Annotated in this window: 12 protein-coding genes; 2 read left to right on the top strand and 10 right to left on the bottom strand. The window is 62.9% G+C overall.

Annotation, left to right across the window (positions count from 1 at the left end; all coding sequences use genetic code 11):
- Positions 1-247 (top strand): integrase core domain-containing protein (locus JMV54_RS08955; protein ID WP_201518573.1); only part of this gene is annotated, 247 nt, incomplete at its 5' end.
- Here JMV54_RS08955 and JMV54_RS08950 read toward each other — a convergent pair.
- Positions 244-2,157 (bottom strand): hypothetical protein, encoded by a 1,914-nt coding sequence (locus tag JMV54_RS08950; protein ID WP_201518572.1) that lies wholly within the window; start codon positions 2,155-2,157, stop codon positions 244-246. The genes JMV54_RS08955 and JMV54_RS08950 overlap by 4 nt on opposite strands.
- 222 nt (positions 2,158-2,379) lie before the next feature.
- Here JMV54_RS08950 and JMV54_RS08945 point away from each other — a divergent pair, with 222 nt between their 5' ends.
- A complete protein-coding gene (locus tag JMV54_RS08945; protein ID WP_201518571.1) occupies positions 2,380-2,838 on the top strand; it encodes a GNAT family N-acetyltransferase in 459 nt (152 codons plus the stop codon).
- A 120-nt stretch (positions 2,839-2,958) separates the two neighbouring features.
- Here the strand turns inward: JMV54_RS08945 and JMV54_RS08940 are convergent, their stop codons facing one another.
- The 9 genes from JMV54_RS08940 to JMV54_RS08900 all read right to left on the bottom strand — a co-directional run bounded on the left by JMV54_RS08940 (position 2,959) and on the right by JMV54_RS08900 (position 15,588).
- On the bottom strand, positions 2,959-4,200 hold the full coding sequence (locus JMV54_RS08940; RefSeq protein WP_201518570.1) for a dimethylarginine dimethylaminohydrolase family protein: 1,242 nt from the start codon (positions 4,198-4,200) through the stop codon (positions 2,959-2,961).
- Positions 4,201-4,305: 105 nt separating this feature from the next.
- On the bottom strand, positions 4,306-5,922 hold the full coding sequence (gene purH / locus JMV54_RS08935; protein ID WP_201518569.1) for a bifunctional phosphoribosylaminoimidazolecarboxamide formyltransferase/IMP cyclohydrolase: 1,617 nt from the start codon (positions 5,920-5,922) through the stop codon (positions 4,306-4,308).
- Complete coding sequence (purN, locus tag JMV54_RS08930; protein WP_201518568.1) at positions 5,919-6,524, bottom strand: phosphoribosylglycinamide formyltransferase; 606 nt, start codon at positions 6,522-6,524, stop codon at positions 5,919-5,921. The genes purH and purN overlap by 4 nt, the downstream gene beginning before the upstream one ends.
- A 55-nt stretch (positions 6,525-6,579) precedes the next feature.
- On the bottom strand, positions 6,580-8,250 hold the full coding sequence (locus JMV54_RS08925; protein ID WP_201518567.1) for a cell division protein PerM: 1,671 nt from the start codon (positions 8,248-8,250) through the stop codon (positions 6,580-6,582).
- A 151-nt stretch (positions 8,251-8,401) separates the two neighbouring features.
- Positions 8,402-9,286, bottom strand: a complete 885-nt coding sequence (gene sucD, locus JMV54_RS08920; protein ID WP_201518566.1) for a succinate--CoA ligase subunit alpha — start codon at positions 9,284-9,286, stop codon at positions 8,402-8,404.
- Between the two features lie 30 nt (positions 9,287-9,316).
- On the bottom strand, positions 9,317-10,489 hold the full coding sequence (sucC, locus tag JMV54_RS08915) for an ADP-forming succinate--CoA ligase subunit beta (RefSeq protein ID WP_201518565.1): 1,173 nt from the start codon (positions 10,487-10,489) through the stop codon (positions 9,317-9,319).
- 224 nt (positions 10,490-10,713) lie between these two features.
- Entirely contained in the window at positions 10,714-11,856 is a 1,143-nt protein-coding gene (locus JMV54_RS08910; protein WP_201518564.1) for a DMT family transporter, read from the bottom strand.
- 46 nt (positions 11,857-11,902) lie between these two features.
- Positions 11,903-13,024, bottom strand: coding sequence for an FAD-dependent oxidoreductase (locus JMV54_RS08905; protein ID WP_201518563.1), 1,122 nt, complete (start codon positions 13,022-13,024; stop codon positions 11,903-11,905).
- A 191-nt stretch (positions 13,025-13,215) separates the two neighbouring features.
- The gene (locus tag JMV54_RS08900) at positions 13,216-15,588 is read right to left on the bottom strand and encodes an ATP-dependent helicase (RefSeq protein ID WP_201518562.1); all 2,373 of its coding nucleotides are present in this window, start codon (positions 15,586-15,588) and stop codon (positions 13,216-13,218) included.
- Between the last annotated feature and the right edge of the window lie 8 nt (positions 15,589-15,596).

Here is a 15,596-nt window from a genome sequence, read left to right as displayed (position 1 = left end):
CGGCCGGCATCAACACACCCGCCCGTACACGCCACGACACAACGGCAAAGTTGAACGCTACAACCGGCTGTTGGCTGACGAGTGCCTCTATGCCCGGCCCTACACGTCAGAACAACAGCGACGAGAAACTCTTAAAGCCTGGAACCATCACTACAACTATCATCGACCCCACACCGCCTGCAGTGACCAGCCACCGGCCTCACGCCTCCACACCCGTGTCGACAACGTCATGACCAACTACAGCTAGAGCCCACGCGCGATTTCGGCGGTTACGCGCCGCCAGGCATCCCGGGTTGTGGGCTTGAGTGAGCGCACATCAAGCTCGCCGCCACCAACAAATTCTTCGTCATACGGCACCGAAAGCACCACGCGGGTCAGCTGCGAGAAGTGGGTCGCGAGTCGGCTCGTGCGCTCGGAGTCTTCTTTTGCCGAGGGGGCCGAAATGATTGTGACGGCGTTGGCGAGTTTGTCGCCGAGGCCGCGCTCGCGCAGCCCGTCGGCCAGCCACGCGGCCGATGCGGCGGTGTCTTCACGCGAGGTCGAAACGATCACGAGCTGGTCGGCTGCGTCGACCGCGGCTTCCCAGTTCGATGCCCGCATATTGTTGCCGGTGTCGATGACCATGATGCGGTAGAAGCGGCTCAGTGCCCGGTGCAGGCGGCTAAACGCATCGTCGTCAATGATGGCCGCGCTGGCGGCATCGTCGTCGCTGGCGAGCACGTCGAACCGGGCGTGGCCCTGGTTGCGCACGTACTGGTCGAGCTCGTTGATCGAGGCACCGCCGGAAATTTCGAATTTCGGCAGTTCGCGCAGCAGATCAACAGCGGTGTTCGAGTGATTGGCGGGGCGTGACCGCCAGCCGAGGGTACCGCGGGTTTCGTTGTTGTCCCAGGCCAGGGTGGAGCCGCCACGGTAGATACCGAACATTGCGGCGATCATGAGCGTTGTGGTGGTTTTGTGGGCGCCACCCTTGGGATTGACCACCACGATGGTGCGCGGCCCATCGAAGCTGCGCTGGATGGCCTCGATATCGTCGTTTTCGGTGCGCTCGGCACGCCCTGGAGGCAGGGTGATGAGGCCGCCGGTAAGTTTGCGCAGGCCTGCCCGCCAGCCGGTTTCAGCAACCCGTTTGCGGGGTCGCTGCGCGTCGGCAAAAAAGTCGTCAAGCGTCGGTGCGCCGGCCGGGCCACCGGCTCTGCCAGCGGTTGCGGTCGGCCGGGATGCGCCTGACTGAGCGGTTGGCGCTGGCTGCGCTTTCGCCGGTGCAGACGCTTCTGATTCGGCCGGCGCTGATTCAGCCGTCCCGTGTTCTCCTGTCTCAGAATCGCTCGGTGCAAACTCGCTCTGTGCAGACTCGCTCTGTGCAGACTCGGCAGTCAGATTTGCATCCGTCTGATCGCGCTGCGCGGCGGCCGCCGCGGCGGCACGCGCATCCCGCGCGAACACGGGTGACCACTCGTCGTCAGCCGTAGCGTCTGCGGTCTCGGCTTCCAACTCATCCTCATCAAGGTCGTCGAAGTCGTGGTCGAGCCCCTCATCGTGGTACTCGTCGACGGTGGCGCCGCTGTCTTCGTCATCCTCAGCAAACATATTGGCGACGATCGGCACCTCGTCAGTTTCCGGAGCGGCGCTGTCGTCATCTTTCGGATGCGCACCGGCCGTGGCCGTGCTCGCGCTGTCGTCAGGCTCGTCGACGGTCTCGGGCTCTTGCAACAACAGCGGCTCATCATCGAGATCGGTGTCGCTGTGCACAGCAGGCTTTGATTCCGCCGGTTGGGGCGCCGATTCTGGTTCAGCCTGCAGGGCCGCCATCATCGAGGTTCGTGGCAGCGAGACTGTCTCGTGCAGCGACTCGGTATCTGGCGCGAGGTCGGTGTCGCCCGGCTGCAGTGGCTCGGGATCGCCCACCTGGTCGAGCCCACCGCTCGCGCTCACTCGCAGCGGGTAAACCGCATCAACATCAATCGTGCGCACATCGAGGTCTTCACCGAGCTCAGCGGCACGCTCCATCGCCCTGGTGAGCACCAGTTCACGCACCGAGTCGGCGTCGGCGGCTTCGAAACGCTCAACGTGCATCCCCTCACGCAATTCACCCTTACCGTCAAGGCGAACCAGCGCGATCAAACCGTGCAGTGCGTCACTTGAATCACGTGTCACGAACAACCTCCAGCGAGTGCATGAGCCGAATCGAACATCAATACCGGTGAGTATCGAAAGCCGCGAGCGCAACCCGATTGGGATGTGCGCCATTACCTGGCCATGCTAGTGCCGTACGGCTCGAGAACACCTGTTACTGGCCGTGTGGTCAGCAAGCACAACCCCAGCCGGTGCACAGTGAGGTTTCTGTGAAGCGTTACCTACAGCGGGTAGGCTCGAGCTATGACTGAGCTGCGAATTACTCCACTTACCGCTGACAATGTTGTGGCAGCCAATACCTTGACGCTGAAGCCCGGGCAGGAAGCATTCGTCGCTCCGGTCTCGCACTCAATCTCAGAGGCGTACGTCAATCAAGACACCATGTGGCCGCGCGTTGTCGAGGCCGATGGTGAAGTCGTGGGCTTCATCATGGCCACTTTCGACCCGGATGCAGAAGACGAGCTTTTTCGCTCAACGATCCTGCGCATGAACGTTGATGCCGGCCACCAGCGCCAGGGTGTGGGAGCGTTCGCAGTTAATGCGGTGCTCACCGAGGCGCTCAACCGCGGCTTTGACCGCGTGATCGCGGTGTGGGAAGACGGTGACCTCGGTCCCGGCCGGTTCTTTGAAGCGATGGGTTTCAAGGTCGTCGGCGAGACCCCCTACGGTGAGGTCATCGGCGAGCGTCGCATCATGCAGTAGCAGCGGCGCGCCGTCCGCTCTGCCCCTATAAGTAGCTTGCGCCGCGCGAGCAACCGGTCGCCTAAGCGGCCGGTCGCCCGAACAGCCCGTTACTTAAATAAGCAACGGGCCTCACGAACACTAGTCGCGAGAGCGAAGCGAGAGCCGCGGCAACGAGCCACCAGCCGCCTCAAACTCACTGATTTCCAGCTCGACCACGTCGTATCCCAGACCGCGAATCAGCTCGGCGGTTTCGGGAGCGGCGGCCGACACCCCGATGGTGTACTCATCGAACGCAACCGTCGCCGCGCCGCGAGCTTCGGGCACCGGGATGAACCCGCCAAGCGTCTCCGGCAGCGCAATCGCGGCCGGCCACACCAGCACGGCACCGTCTGGTAGCACCGAGGCCACCTCGCTCAGATGCATCCCCGAAACCACCGGCACCGATACCACTCGGTAACCGCGGGGCGTGACCAGGCGACGCAGCTGCCGCACCGCGCTCGCGTTGGTTGCCCCGCCCACACCCACATAGACGGTAGTGTCACTCACCAACACATCGGCCGGGTCAAAAAACGCCGGCGCCTCGAGCTCTTCCAGCACCGCGCCGGCGCCCACGAGCACCTCGCGCACATCGGCGAGTTCGGCACGGCGAGCATCCTGTTTGGGCCGTGCGAGCACAACCTGTTCACCGATGACGAGTGCCGCATCCCCAACGAAAACCGACTGCTGTTCGTGCGCAGCCTCGGCAATTGCCTCGGTGCCCCAGCCGTGTGATTCAAACGCTGCGACCATCGCTTCCCACTGGGCGTTGAGTGCTTCGCGGGCGTCATCGTTGGCGGCGGCGTCGAGCATCGCCTGCGACGGGATGCGCACGAATGCCGAACCTGCGGCGCTCGTTGAAACCGGGGCTGCAACATTGCCGACCAGGCGCTGCGTGCCTGGTTGCAGCCACGCGAGCGAGCGGTACACCGGCGGTGCCAGCAGTGCCGCGGTCAAAATACCGGTCATGGCGTAGGGGAAGCTCAGTCCAAAAAACTCGGCGAACACGGCGCCCCAGGCTGCGCCATCAAGCTGCGCACCATTGGTGATGATGAGGATGACGTGCCCGAGCGCGCCGCCGACAACCACCGATACGAGTCCCGCCAATGCGCCCTGCCACCAGCTGCGCAGCCAGCCGAGCGCGCCCGCTACAAACATCAGCACCAGGTAGAACAGCACCGGCATTGCGGCCACCCCGAGTGCCCGACCGAACGTCTCGAAGGGTGAGAGCACGAAGGTGAGGTCACGCTGGTTCGTGATGAGCAGGGTGCCGGCGAGGGTTACGGCCGCGGCCGCGAGTGCGGCTCCCAGTGCGGCGTGGGTGGGTTGAGCGATACGGGCCACGGAGCTTCTTTCAGTCTGGTTGTCAGTCTGGCGGGATGCTGCCGCACGGCGGTTGTTGCAGACCGTGCGACAGCCGAGGTGCGGGTTTTTGCGAGCGGCGCTTTCCTAGTGGAAGAAGTGGCGCTCACCGGTGAAGTACATGGTGAGCCCGGCCGCTTCGGCGGCGGCTTTCACTTCATCGTCGCGGATCGAACCGCCCGGCTGCACGACGGCGCGCACGCCACCGTCAATGAGTACCTGCAGGCCGTCTGCGAACGGGAAAAACGCGTCGGATGCGGCCACGGCACCCTGTGCGCGGTCGCCAGCGCGACTCACCGCGAGGTGACACGAGTCGACCCGGTTCACCTGCCCCATGCCGACGCCCACCGAGGCGCCCTGGTTGGCGAGCAAAATCGCATTCGATTTCACGGCGCGCGAGGCGATCCACGCAAATTCGAGATCGCGCAGGGTTTCGACGTCAGCGGCGGGGCCGGTGACGAGTTCCCAGTTAGCCGAGAACCCCGCTGCCGGGAAACGGTCGGGGGTTTGTGCGAGCAGGCCGCCGGAGATCTGCCGCAGCTCGGTGTCTTCGCGGCGGTAGCCGGCGGGCAGCTGCAGCAGGCGGATATTTTTCTTCTTGGCGAGCACTTCGACCGCTTCGGCGGCAAAGCTCGGGGCTACAACCACTTCGGTAAAAATTTCGCTGAGGGTCTGAGCCATTTCGAGTGACACTTCGCGGTTGGCTGCCACTACCCCGCCGAATGCCGAGAGCGGGTCGCAGGCGTGGGCCCGGCGGTGTGCTTCGGCGATGGCGGCGGCGTCATCGAGCCCGGCGGGAGCGATGGCAATACCGCAGGGGTTGGCGTGTTTGATGATGGCCACTGCTGGCACCGTGAAGTCGTAGGCTGCGCGCAGGGCTGCGTCGGCGTCAACGTAGTTGTTGTACGACATTTCTTTACCGTGCAGCTGTGTTGCCTGGGCGATGCCGGCACCGCCGTCGAAGGTGTAGAGGGCGGCCTGCTGGTGCGAGTTTTCGCCGTAGCGCAGCTCGGCGGCGCGGGTGGCCGCCACTTCGAGCCGGGCGGGGAGAGTGCCGCCGGTTTCGGGCTCGTCGGTGGCGAGTTGTTCAGCAAACCAGTTGGCGACGGTGGTGTCGTATTCGGCGGTGTGCGCGAATGCTGCGGATGCGAGTTCGCGGCGCTGCTGGTAGGTGGTGCCGCCAGCCGCGAGCGCGGCGATGATGTCGTCGTAGCGGTCGGGGTTGACGACGATCGCCACATTGGCGTGGTTTTTCGCTGCGGCGCGCACCATGGCCGGGCCGCCGATGTCGATCTGTTCAACCGCGTCGTCGTATTCGGCGCCGGCGGCGATGGTTTGGGCGAAGGGGTACAGGTTGACGACGACGAGTTCGAACGGCGCGATGCCAAGTTCGTCGAGCTGCTGTTCGTGCGAGGCGAGACGCAGGTCGGCGAGCAGCCCGCCGTGAACGTGCGGGTGCAGGGTTTTTACGCGGCCGTCAAGAATTTCAGGGAATCCGGTTACCTCGGCGGCATCGGTTACGGGGATGCCGGCCTCACGGATGCGGGATGCGGTGGAGCCGGTCGAAACAATTTCGGCGCCGGCGGCGTGGATTGCGGCGGCGAGTTCTTCGACACGGGTTTTGTCGCTCACGCTAATGAGCGCGCGGCGAACGGTGATTCGGTCGCGTTCCCGACGTGGTTCGGTGATTTTAGGGGCGCTCATGCCGTGATTTCCTCCAGGTTGATGGTGCCGTCGGCGATGCCGCGCACCGTGTCGATGAGTAGCTTTCGTTCGGCTACTTTGATGCGGTTGTGAAGTGTAGTTTCGTGATCGTCGGGTTCGATGAGGATGCGAACCTGATCAATGATTGGGCCGGTGTCGACACCGTTGTCGACGATCATGATGGTGGCCCCGGTCTGGGTGGCGCCGGCTGCGAGGGCGTCGCGCACCGCGTGTGCGCCGGGAAATTCAGGTAGGTAGGCCGGATGCGTGTTGAGCAGTGCCGGTGCCAGGGCCGCCACAAACCGCGGCGGCACCAGGCGCATAAAGCCACTGAGCACGGTGAGGTCGGGCTGGTGCTGCTGCACTGCTTCGAGTAGCGCGTCGCCCCAGCTGGCGCGACTGTCGTAGTCGGCCGGGTTGACGATAAAAGCTGGAATGCCAAGTTCGTCTGCGAAGGCCAAGTTAGCTCGCGGTGAGTCGGCACCGATTGCGACCACGCGAGCGGCGATCGGGTTTGGTGTGGCCTGCGATGCCTCGAGCGCTTCGAGTAGCGCCTGCAGGTTCGTTCCCGACCCAGAGATAAGAACTACGAGCTTCAGCACCGCTCCAGCTTATCGCGCCGGCGCCGATGGGCGGCGGCGAGACAACCGCCCCCGATTAGAGATCCTCATCGAGATCGGCGTAAATATCGGGCTCATCGGGGCGCCGCAGCACTTCAGACAGATCGCGGCGAGACACCTCTTTCGGGTCGCGGCGCTGGGCCTTTCGGCCGTCACCGGCCGCGCCTTCGCTCGCATCCACGGCAGCAGAGCCGTCCGCTCGCGACCAGTGCGCATCCGGCCGTTTCGCCCTATCGCCGCTCCCCTCTGGCTGACTGACCTCTGGTTGTGCGACCGGGTAGTGCTCATCAATCTCGGCCGCGTACGGCTCAGCCTCGAACGGGTCATCGGTAAACCACGACAGCCCCGGTTCCCGAGACGACACCGGTAACACTGTCTCCCCCGGCGACCCCGGCCAAACTGGCGACACTGGCGGCTTCGCTTCGGCCGGTTCGCGGGCCGCGGGCGAAGTCACAGTCTCGCCCTGTTGGGTTGCGGTCGAGGCTACCGGGGCCGGCCGCAGCACCTTAGCGGCAGCATCCATCCCGATCATCTCAAGCGGCACGAAAGTGCCCACGCACGCAGCCACCATAAAAATCAAAACCGCAGCCAAGAGCATCCACCCCGGATGCGGGCCAAAATCACTCAGCCGACCGGGGCCAAGCGAACCACGCGCCAATACCCCACACAGCGATAGCGCCACCGCAGCCAGCAGTCCGCCAACAGCACCGGGCAGCAGCCGCAAATACCAGGGCCGGTCAGCGTCATTCGGCGACAGCATCCGGTCGATCAGGCACAGTGCAATTGCCAGCGCCAGCGGTAGCGCCACAAGCGCCCACAGTGCCGGCAGCTCACCCTCGGGAACCAGCCCGAGCAGCGGAATCGCCGGCAGCGGACCGGCGTGGGTACCACCGAGCTGCGAATACGCTCCCTCACCGAGCGCGAAACCCGAGCCGAGCAGCCACGACGCTGCCCACACCACAGCGGTGGGCAAATACGCCAGGTGCGCAAGCCCCACGGTGACCACACCCGAAATATCCAATTGCAGCGCCTGCTGCAGCGCGATAACACGTCCGGTGCCGATAAAAAACGCCACCAAAAGCGCCAGCGACGCCAACCCAAAAACCCCAACAACCAGCCCCGCGGCAACGCGAGCCGCACGCCCGGCAAGTTCGAACACAAGATCGGTCTTCTCGCCAAGCCAGCGCTCCCAGGGGATGAATTCCCATACTCGCATCCCGGCAAGCATCGCCAGCAGCCAGGCCAGGGCGCCCGGCACGACCGCGCTCGTAACATTGACGGCCACCACATCGGGGGTGGTGAGCTGTAGCGAAACCACAGCGGCCCCAACAAATGCCGCAACGCCGATCACAAATTCAAACCAGGGCAGTTCGTTTTCATCAATCGTCATTCGTGCACCGGCACGCCAGCCGAACACGGCGATAAGCACCGTAAATAGCAGCGGGGCTACCGAAACCATGAAGCTGAACGGCTCGGCAAGCCCGAGCTGCGGGTAGGTGGCCGGATCAATCGTGAACGTCACCTCACCGCCCAGCCCGAGCCCCCAAACCGCGGTTGCAGCCGTAATGATCGCGCTAAACGGAGTGTCAACCCATCCCTGCGTGGCAAGCCAATTGATCGCACCCACAAGCGCCGGTACGCCAAGTCCCACCGCGACGCAGAGCAGAGCGTCGGCGATGAGTGAGATGAGAGTCAGTGGCCGAAACATTGCGTTCTGAGAGTAGTCGACTCGGGCGCAGCAAACGCCGCATCGAACCGGAGCGCCGCTGAACGCTCGACCGTTCGACACACAAAACACCTCGGGGTCGGAAGCTGCCGCTGCCGACCCCGAGGTGCAAGACCTAAAACAGGCGCTGGGATTAGAGCCCGGCGAAGATCTCCTTCATGATGTTGGCAGTTTCGGTGGGAGTGGTACCCACGCGCACGCCAGCAGCCTCGAGGGCTTCTTTTTTGGCCTGCGCGGTACCGGCCGACCCGGTAACAATTGCACCGGCGTGCCCCATGGTCTTGCCCTCCGGCGCCGTGAAACCAGCAACATAGCCAACAACGGGCTTGGTGACGTTCGCCTTGATGTATTCGGCGGCACGTTCCTCAGCGTCACCACCGATTTCACCAATCATCACGATGGCCTTGGTGTTGGGGTCGGCCTCGAAAGCAGCAAGCGCATCAATGTGCGTGGTGCCGATCACCGGGTCGCCACCAATACCGATTGCGGTCGAAATACCGATCTCGCGCAGCTCGTACATCATCTGATAGGTCAGCGTGCCCGACTTCGACACGAGACCGATCGGGCCCGAGCCGGTGATGTTGGCGGGAGTGATACCGGCCAGCGAAACCTCGGGGGTGATGATGCCCGGGCAGTTGGGGCCGATCAGACGGGTCTTACCGATTTCCTGCACGCGAGTGAACGCTTCGGCGGCGTCGCGCACCGGAATACCCTCGGTGATCGCAACAGCCAGACCAATCTCAGCCTCGGCGGCCTCGATGATCGCATCCTTGGCGAATGCCGGCGGCACAAAAATGACCGACACATTGGCGCCGGTGGCGTCCATCGCTTCTTTTACGGTGCCAAAAATCGGCAGTTCTTTACCGGCGAGCTCGATGGTCTGGCCAGCCTTGCGGGGGTTCGTGCCGCCCACGACATTGGCACCGGCCTCGAGCATGCGGGTTGCGTGCTTCGAACCCTCCGAGCCCGTGATGCCCTGGACGATGATGACTGAGTTTTCGTCAAGAAAAATTGCCATGTTGTTAAATCCTTAATCGGTAGCTTCGGGCTAGGCGGCAGCTGCTGCGAGCTCAGCGGCCTTGTCGGCGGCCTCATCCATGGTGGCGACCACGGTGACCAGCGGGTGGTTGAATTCGTCGAGGATGGCGCGGCCGGCCTCAACGTTGTTGCCGTCAAGACGCACCACGAGCGGCTTCGATGCAGTGTCACCGAGCGTCTTGAGCGCGCCGACAATACCGTTGGCGACGGCGTCACAGGCGGTGATACCACCGAAAACGTTCACGAACACGCTCTTGACCTGCTCGTCGCCGAGAATGACGTCGAGACCGGCAGCCATCACCTCGGCCGACGCGCCGCCACCGATGTCAAGGAAGTTCGCGGGCTTCATCCCGCCGTGCTTTTCGCCAGCGCCAGCCACAACGTCGAGCGTCGACATGACAAGCCCGGCGCCGTTACCGATAACACCAACCTGACCGTCGAGTTTGACGTAGTTGAGGTCGTGCGCTTTCGCCTTTTCTTCGAGCGGGTCGAGACCGCCGGCGGCGACGCGCAGCGACTCGTGGTCGGGGTGACGGAACTCGGCATTGTCGTCAAGCGTGACCTTACCGTCGAGCGCAATCACATCGCCCTCGGCGGTGAGCACGAGCGGGTTCACCTCAACGAGGGTTGCATCCTCGTCGCGGTACACCTCGTAGAGCTTCTGCAGCACGGGCACAACCTTTTCGGCCGTCTCGGCCTCAAAACCGGCCTGCGCCACAATTTCGCGGGCCTTCGCCTCATCGATCCCCACGATCGGGTCAACGGCGACGCGAGCCAGCGCCTCGGGGCGCTCGGCAGCGAGCTGCTCGATTTCCATACCGCCCTCGACCGAGCACATGGCGAGGTAGTTGCGGTTGGCGCGGTCGAGCAGCACCGAGAAGTAGTACTCTTCGGCGATATTGGCACCGGCTGCAACCATCACGCGCTCAACAATGTGCCCCTTGATGTCGAGGCCGAGTATCTGCTGCGCGGCAGCGAACGCCTCGTCGGGGTTCTTTGCCACCTTGACGCCACCGGCCTTACCGCGACCACCGATTTTCACCTGTGCTTTGACGACGGTCACGCCGCCCAGCTGCTCAGCGGCAGCGCGCGCTGCTTCGGGGGTGTCTGCGACAATACCGGCCAGCACCGGAACGCCGTGCGCTTCAAACAGGTCGCGCGCCTGGTACTCGAAAAGATCCACGTTGACTTCCCATCCGCGGCTGAGCCGCGTCGATCGACTCCTCGGCTGGTTATCCACCCGAGCCCTAACTAAAAACTAGAGGCGCGGCACCGCACCACAGCTTCGCACCCTGGTGAGCCGGCACGCATCCAGTCCCGAAGTCTAACGCCCCCAACCTTACGGTCAGTTTTTCATTCGGATGCATTTCACAGCTGCCCGGTAATGCCCTCGTTGGGCCGCGAGCGCTACCGCCGCGCATCCCCGTCTTCAGCGCCCGGCTCGTCTGCAACGGTGGGTTGCGGCAGCGTCGGCCCAACCGACTGATCGACTCCCCCGGCGAGTGTCGAGTCGTCGCGAATAACCGGGATGCTGGCGGTAATTGGCTCCGCCTCTTCCAGCTCGCGCAACACCTCGAACTCTTCTTCATTGAGCGGCAGCGTAATCGGTGCGGTAACCGGACCAAGCGGTGCTTCGACGGTGACCGTATCGGGCGCGAGTCGCACGCACACCACACCGCCAATCACCAGCGCCGCGCCAATCAGCTGGCTAGAAGTAGGCAGTTCGGCAAGCAAAATCGCCGAAACACCGATCGCCGCGAGCACCTCCAAAATTCCGAAAAACGAGGCCAGCCGCGAGCCAAGAATTTTTGCCGCAGCCACCCCACCGAGGTAGCCGCCGACGGTGCCAACAAGCACCACAACCGCCATCGACACCCACCACGGGGCCTGCTGATTCAACAGCTCGACCGTGCCGAAATGGAATTCCAGCGGCGCCAAACCACTAACACCGACGAGTCCGGTTGCCAAAGCTGCCACCACCAAACCGCCGCCAATGAGCGCGGTGGGTGGCAAATCATCCGGAATAGCCGCGGCAATCAGGTAGTAGCCGCACACCGCGAGCATCGACAGGGTGGCAAGCAAAATACCGATCGGGTCGAGTCCCTCCCCCGAACCGAACACATCCAGGGCAAACACGAGCCCGATCACCGACAGTGCCGAACCGACTAGCGAAAGCGCGGCCGGGCGATATTTCGTGTATCCCCACGCTGCCATCAGCATCAAAACCGGCGACAAGTACTGGATGAGCAGCGCCATACTCACCGGCATCCTCGCCACCGCCGAATAATAAAACAGCTGCGCCGCCGCCAGCGCGATCGCACCGTAGCCAATAATCCAGCGCCAGCGCCGCCACCACACGCTCAAATCGGCGCGCGTCTGCCACAGTGCAACCGGCATCACCACCAGCGCGGCCGCAGCCAACCGCATCACAACCACCGCGTTGGGTGACCAGCCGGCAAGCATCAGCGGTTTTGCGAAGGGGCCCGACCCTGAAAACGCAATCGCGGTTAACACCGCAATAACCATCCCCGTGTTCCGGCTGCGCGACACGGCACCCCTCCCAAACTATTCGCAGCTACGAGCGCTCTGAATGCGGTTAGTTCCCGAACCGAGCCAATTGAAAATCAGGGTCAATCGGCGTCTCGTCAAAAAACACCCGAGCAATATACTCACCGATTGCATTCGCCATTTTGAAGCCCTTGCCCGAGAACGCGGTGGCCGCAAAGATGCGCTGATCGTCATCAACGTAATCGAGAATAAAACGATTGTCGTGCGCGTACAGCTCGGGATAGATTGCGGTGCGCACCGGCAGCGGATGCATCCCATTCAGCACCCGAGGAATGCCGGCCTCGCAGGCGAGTAGGTCTTCGCGCGTTACAAACTGGTCGTAAGTGAGCCCCGTAAACTCGGCACGACGGCGCTCGGTCAGGCCCGAAACCTTCACGTGCAAACCATCGAGCGAGGGTGCGCCATAGGCGTGAAAACCGGCGCCCTCACGAATGAACACGGGCATCCTGCCGGCACGGAAAAGTTCAGGATCATCAGCCTGGAACCAGGTCATGATTTGCAGCTCGGGGCTGGCAACCGCCGCCAGCTGCGGCAGGATCTGCACCGTGCGGGCACCGGCGGCAACAATGACTCGGTTAAATAGCCACGCACCCGATTCGGTGTGCACCACCACCCCGTCACCGTGCCGCTCAATGAGTCGTACCGGGTTTTCGATCACCGTCGCGCCAAGATCGAGCGCCCGGTCGGCCGCATCCCGTACCACCAGGTCGGTGCGCACAAACCCGCCGTCGGGGTCGAAATAGCCGATATCGCCGTGCGCCTGCGCGAACTGCGGGAATCGTGTCGCAATTTCGTCCGGATCCAGCGCCTCATAGGCCACGCCAAACTCTTCGGCATAGGCCTCGAGATCGTAGGCGTACATCGAGCCCCGCGGCACGATCGAAAGCGCGCCGCACTGCACAAACGAGCCGGGCAGCCGCTGGGCCGATTCTCGCCACAGCTCGAGTGAGCGCTCGATCAGCTTGCGATAGGCCGCACCCTCTCGGTACAGGCGTCGAAAAAGGCGGGTTTCGCCACCCACCGCCGAAAGGTCGTTGCCGATACCGAACGCTTCAAACCCAACAACATCGGCTCCGCGCTTCACCAGCTCATAGAGCGCGAACGCGCCGATTGACCCGAGCCCGATTACTCCCACACGCGCCGACCGCATGCTGCCCCACTCCCCTGCTTTTGGTGCGAATATGCGCTCGATCTGCATATTTGCGTGATACGTCAATCAAACCACCAAGTGTGCCGATTGGTGGCCGCTGTGGGTGTGGCGAAGGAGATTGGATGCAGCGCGAGCGAGCTACGGGTGCCGATCGATAGCAGCCGGTGGGCTCCGATCAGCAGCGTGGATGCTTAGAGCTTTTCGATCGGTGCGATCTTGATGAGCAGTTTTTTGCGGCCGACCTCATCAAAGTCGATTTCAGCGATGCGTTTGGCGCCCGCCCCGAGAACGGCACGAACCGTGCCCTCGCCAAAATCGGTGTGTTTTACACGATCGCCCGTCGCGAGTTCAAGCGCCGAATTATCGCGCACCGCTCCGGTGACCCGGTTTGCGAAGCGCTGATTTTCACGCGTCGGTTTAAATGTGCCTTTGAGCCCCCGGCCGGCAGGCATCTGTGCTGATTCCCGCGTCCGCGCTGAGCCGCCGAATCCGCTGCTGCCGAGCTGCCGGGTTTGCGGCATGCCCGGGGGCTGCCGCCAATCGATCAGCGCATCCGGAACCTCCTGCAAAAAGCGACTGGGAAGCGAAGGCGCCGACTCACCGAAAGTGGTGCGCTGCATCGCCAACGTCAGGTGCAGCAGCTTCCGCGCGCGAGTGATGCCCACATAGAACAGGCGCCGTTCTTCAGCGAGTCCACCGGGTTCGTCGGCGCTCATGCGGTGCGGCAGCAGCTGCTCTTCAACTCCGGTGATGAACACCACGTCAAATTCGAGCCCCTTCGCGGTGTGCAGCGTCATGAGCGACACCACACCCGATTCGTCGTCGATTTCATCGGCGGCGGCAACCAGCGCCACCTCGGTGAGAAAATCGACAAGGGTGCCATCGGGATGCTGTTTGTCGAACTCTTTTGCGACGCTGACGAGTTCTTCTACGTTTTCGGCACGCGCTTCATCCTGCGGGTTGCCCGTGGCACGCAATTTGTCGACATAGCCAATGTCTTGCAGCAGGTTTATCAGTACCTGCGAAACCGCAACCGGCCCCTGCGGGCGGTCGGGGTCGATACTGGATTCAGCGCGATCAAGGATTTCGGCGAGCTCGGCAATTGCTCGCGTCACCTTCGGGCCGAGCCCCAGCTCTCCCGCACGCCCCATCGCCTCGCGGAAGGTGATGTCGTTTTCGCGCGCGAAATTTGAGATCGCGGTCTCGGTTGCGGGGCCGATCGAGCGCTTTGGGGAATTAATAATGCGCCGCACCGAAAGTTCATCGGCGGGGTTGGCGATCGTGAGCAGGTAGGCCACGATGTCTTTCACCTCGGCGCGCTCGTAGAACTTCGTGCCGCCAATGAGTTTGTACGGCACCGCCGAGCGGATCAAAATTTCTTCGAGCGCACGGGTCTGCGCGTTTGTGCGGTAGAACACCGCCATATCGCCGTAGCGATACCCCTCATCACGCAGCTTGTGAACCTGGTCGGCAATGAACTGTGCCTCATCGTGCGCCGAAAAACCGGTGTAGCCGACAATTTTTGCGCCAGCACCGGCCGTGGTGAACAGGTTTTTTTCGCGCCGGTCAAAATTGTTGCCGATCACCGCATTCGCCGCATCGAGAATGTTTTGCGTTGAACGGTAGTTCTGCTCGAGCAACACCACCCTGGCGCCGGGGAAGTCTTGTTCGAACTCGGTGATGTTGCGAATATCCGCGCCACGGAATGCGTAAATCGACTGGTCGGAGTCGCCCACAACGGTGAGAGATGCCGGTGGTAGCGAACCGTCGGGGTCGAGTTCGATGCGGGTATCGGCCGGAACGTGCTCGGCTTCGGTACGGCGCGTGAGCTCACGAATGAGGGCATATTGGGCGTGGTTCGTGTCTTGATACTCATCCACCAGCACGTGCCGGAAACGGCGCCGGTACAGGGCCGCAACCTCAGGAAAGCTGCGGAACATCCACACTGTCTCGCTAATCAGGTCATCAAAATCGAATGCCTTATTGCGCTGTAATTCCCGCTGATAGCGGCGATAAATTTCGAGAATGAGCGTATCGCGCGGATTGCTGCCGTCGATGCTGCGCGCAAAACTGTCCGGGTCAATCAGCTCATTCTTAAGCCCTGAAATTCGGTTCAGCGCGGCCGCCGGGGTGACGCCCAGCGACTTGGCCTCGAGCGCTTTCACGATCTGTTTCATGAGCGCCTTCGAATCGGCGGCATCGTAAATCGTGAAGCCCTGCGGATACCCAAACCGCGGCGCCTCGCGGCGCAGGATGCGCACGCAGGCCGAGTGGAAGGTCGATACCCACATCCCCTCAACGGCTTCACCGAGCAACTGACCGATACGCTCACGCATCTCGGCAGCGGCCTTGTTCGTGAAGGTGATCGCCAAAATCTGGCTCGGCCAGGCCTCACGGGTGGCAATCAAGCCGGCGATGCGGTGGGTCAGCACACGGGTCTTACCAGAACCGGCCCCGGCAATGATGAGCATCGCATCGCCGCGGTACTCCACCGCCTCACGCTGAGGTGGGTTGAGGCCGTCGACTAGATGCGAGGGAACTTGGGGAGCAAACAGGTTGAACATGTCTCGTA

The sequence above is a fragment of the Gulosibacter hominis genome (genome assembly GCF_904842695.1).
Lineage (GTDB): Bacteria > Actinomycetota > Actinomycetes > Actinomycetales > Microbacteriaceae > Gulosibacter > Gulosibacter hominis.
The sequence above is the reverse complement of the archived record's forward strand: the minus strand, read 5'-3'. Positions and strand labels throughout refer to the sequence as shown.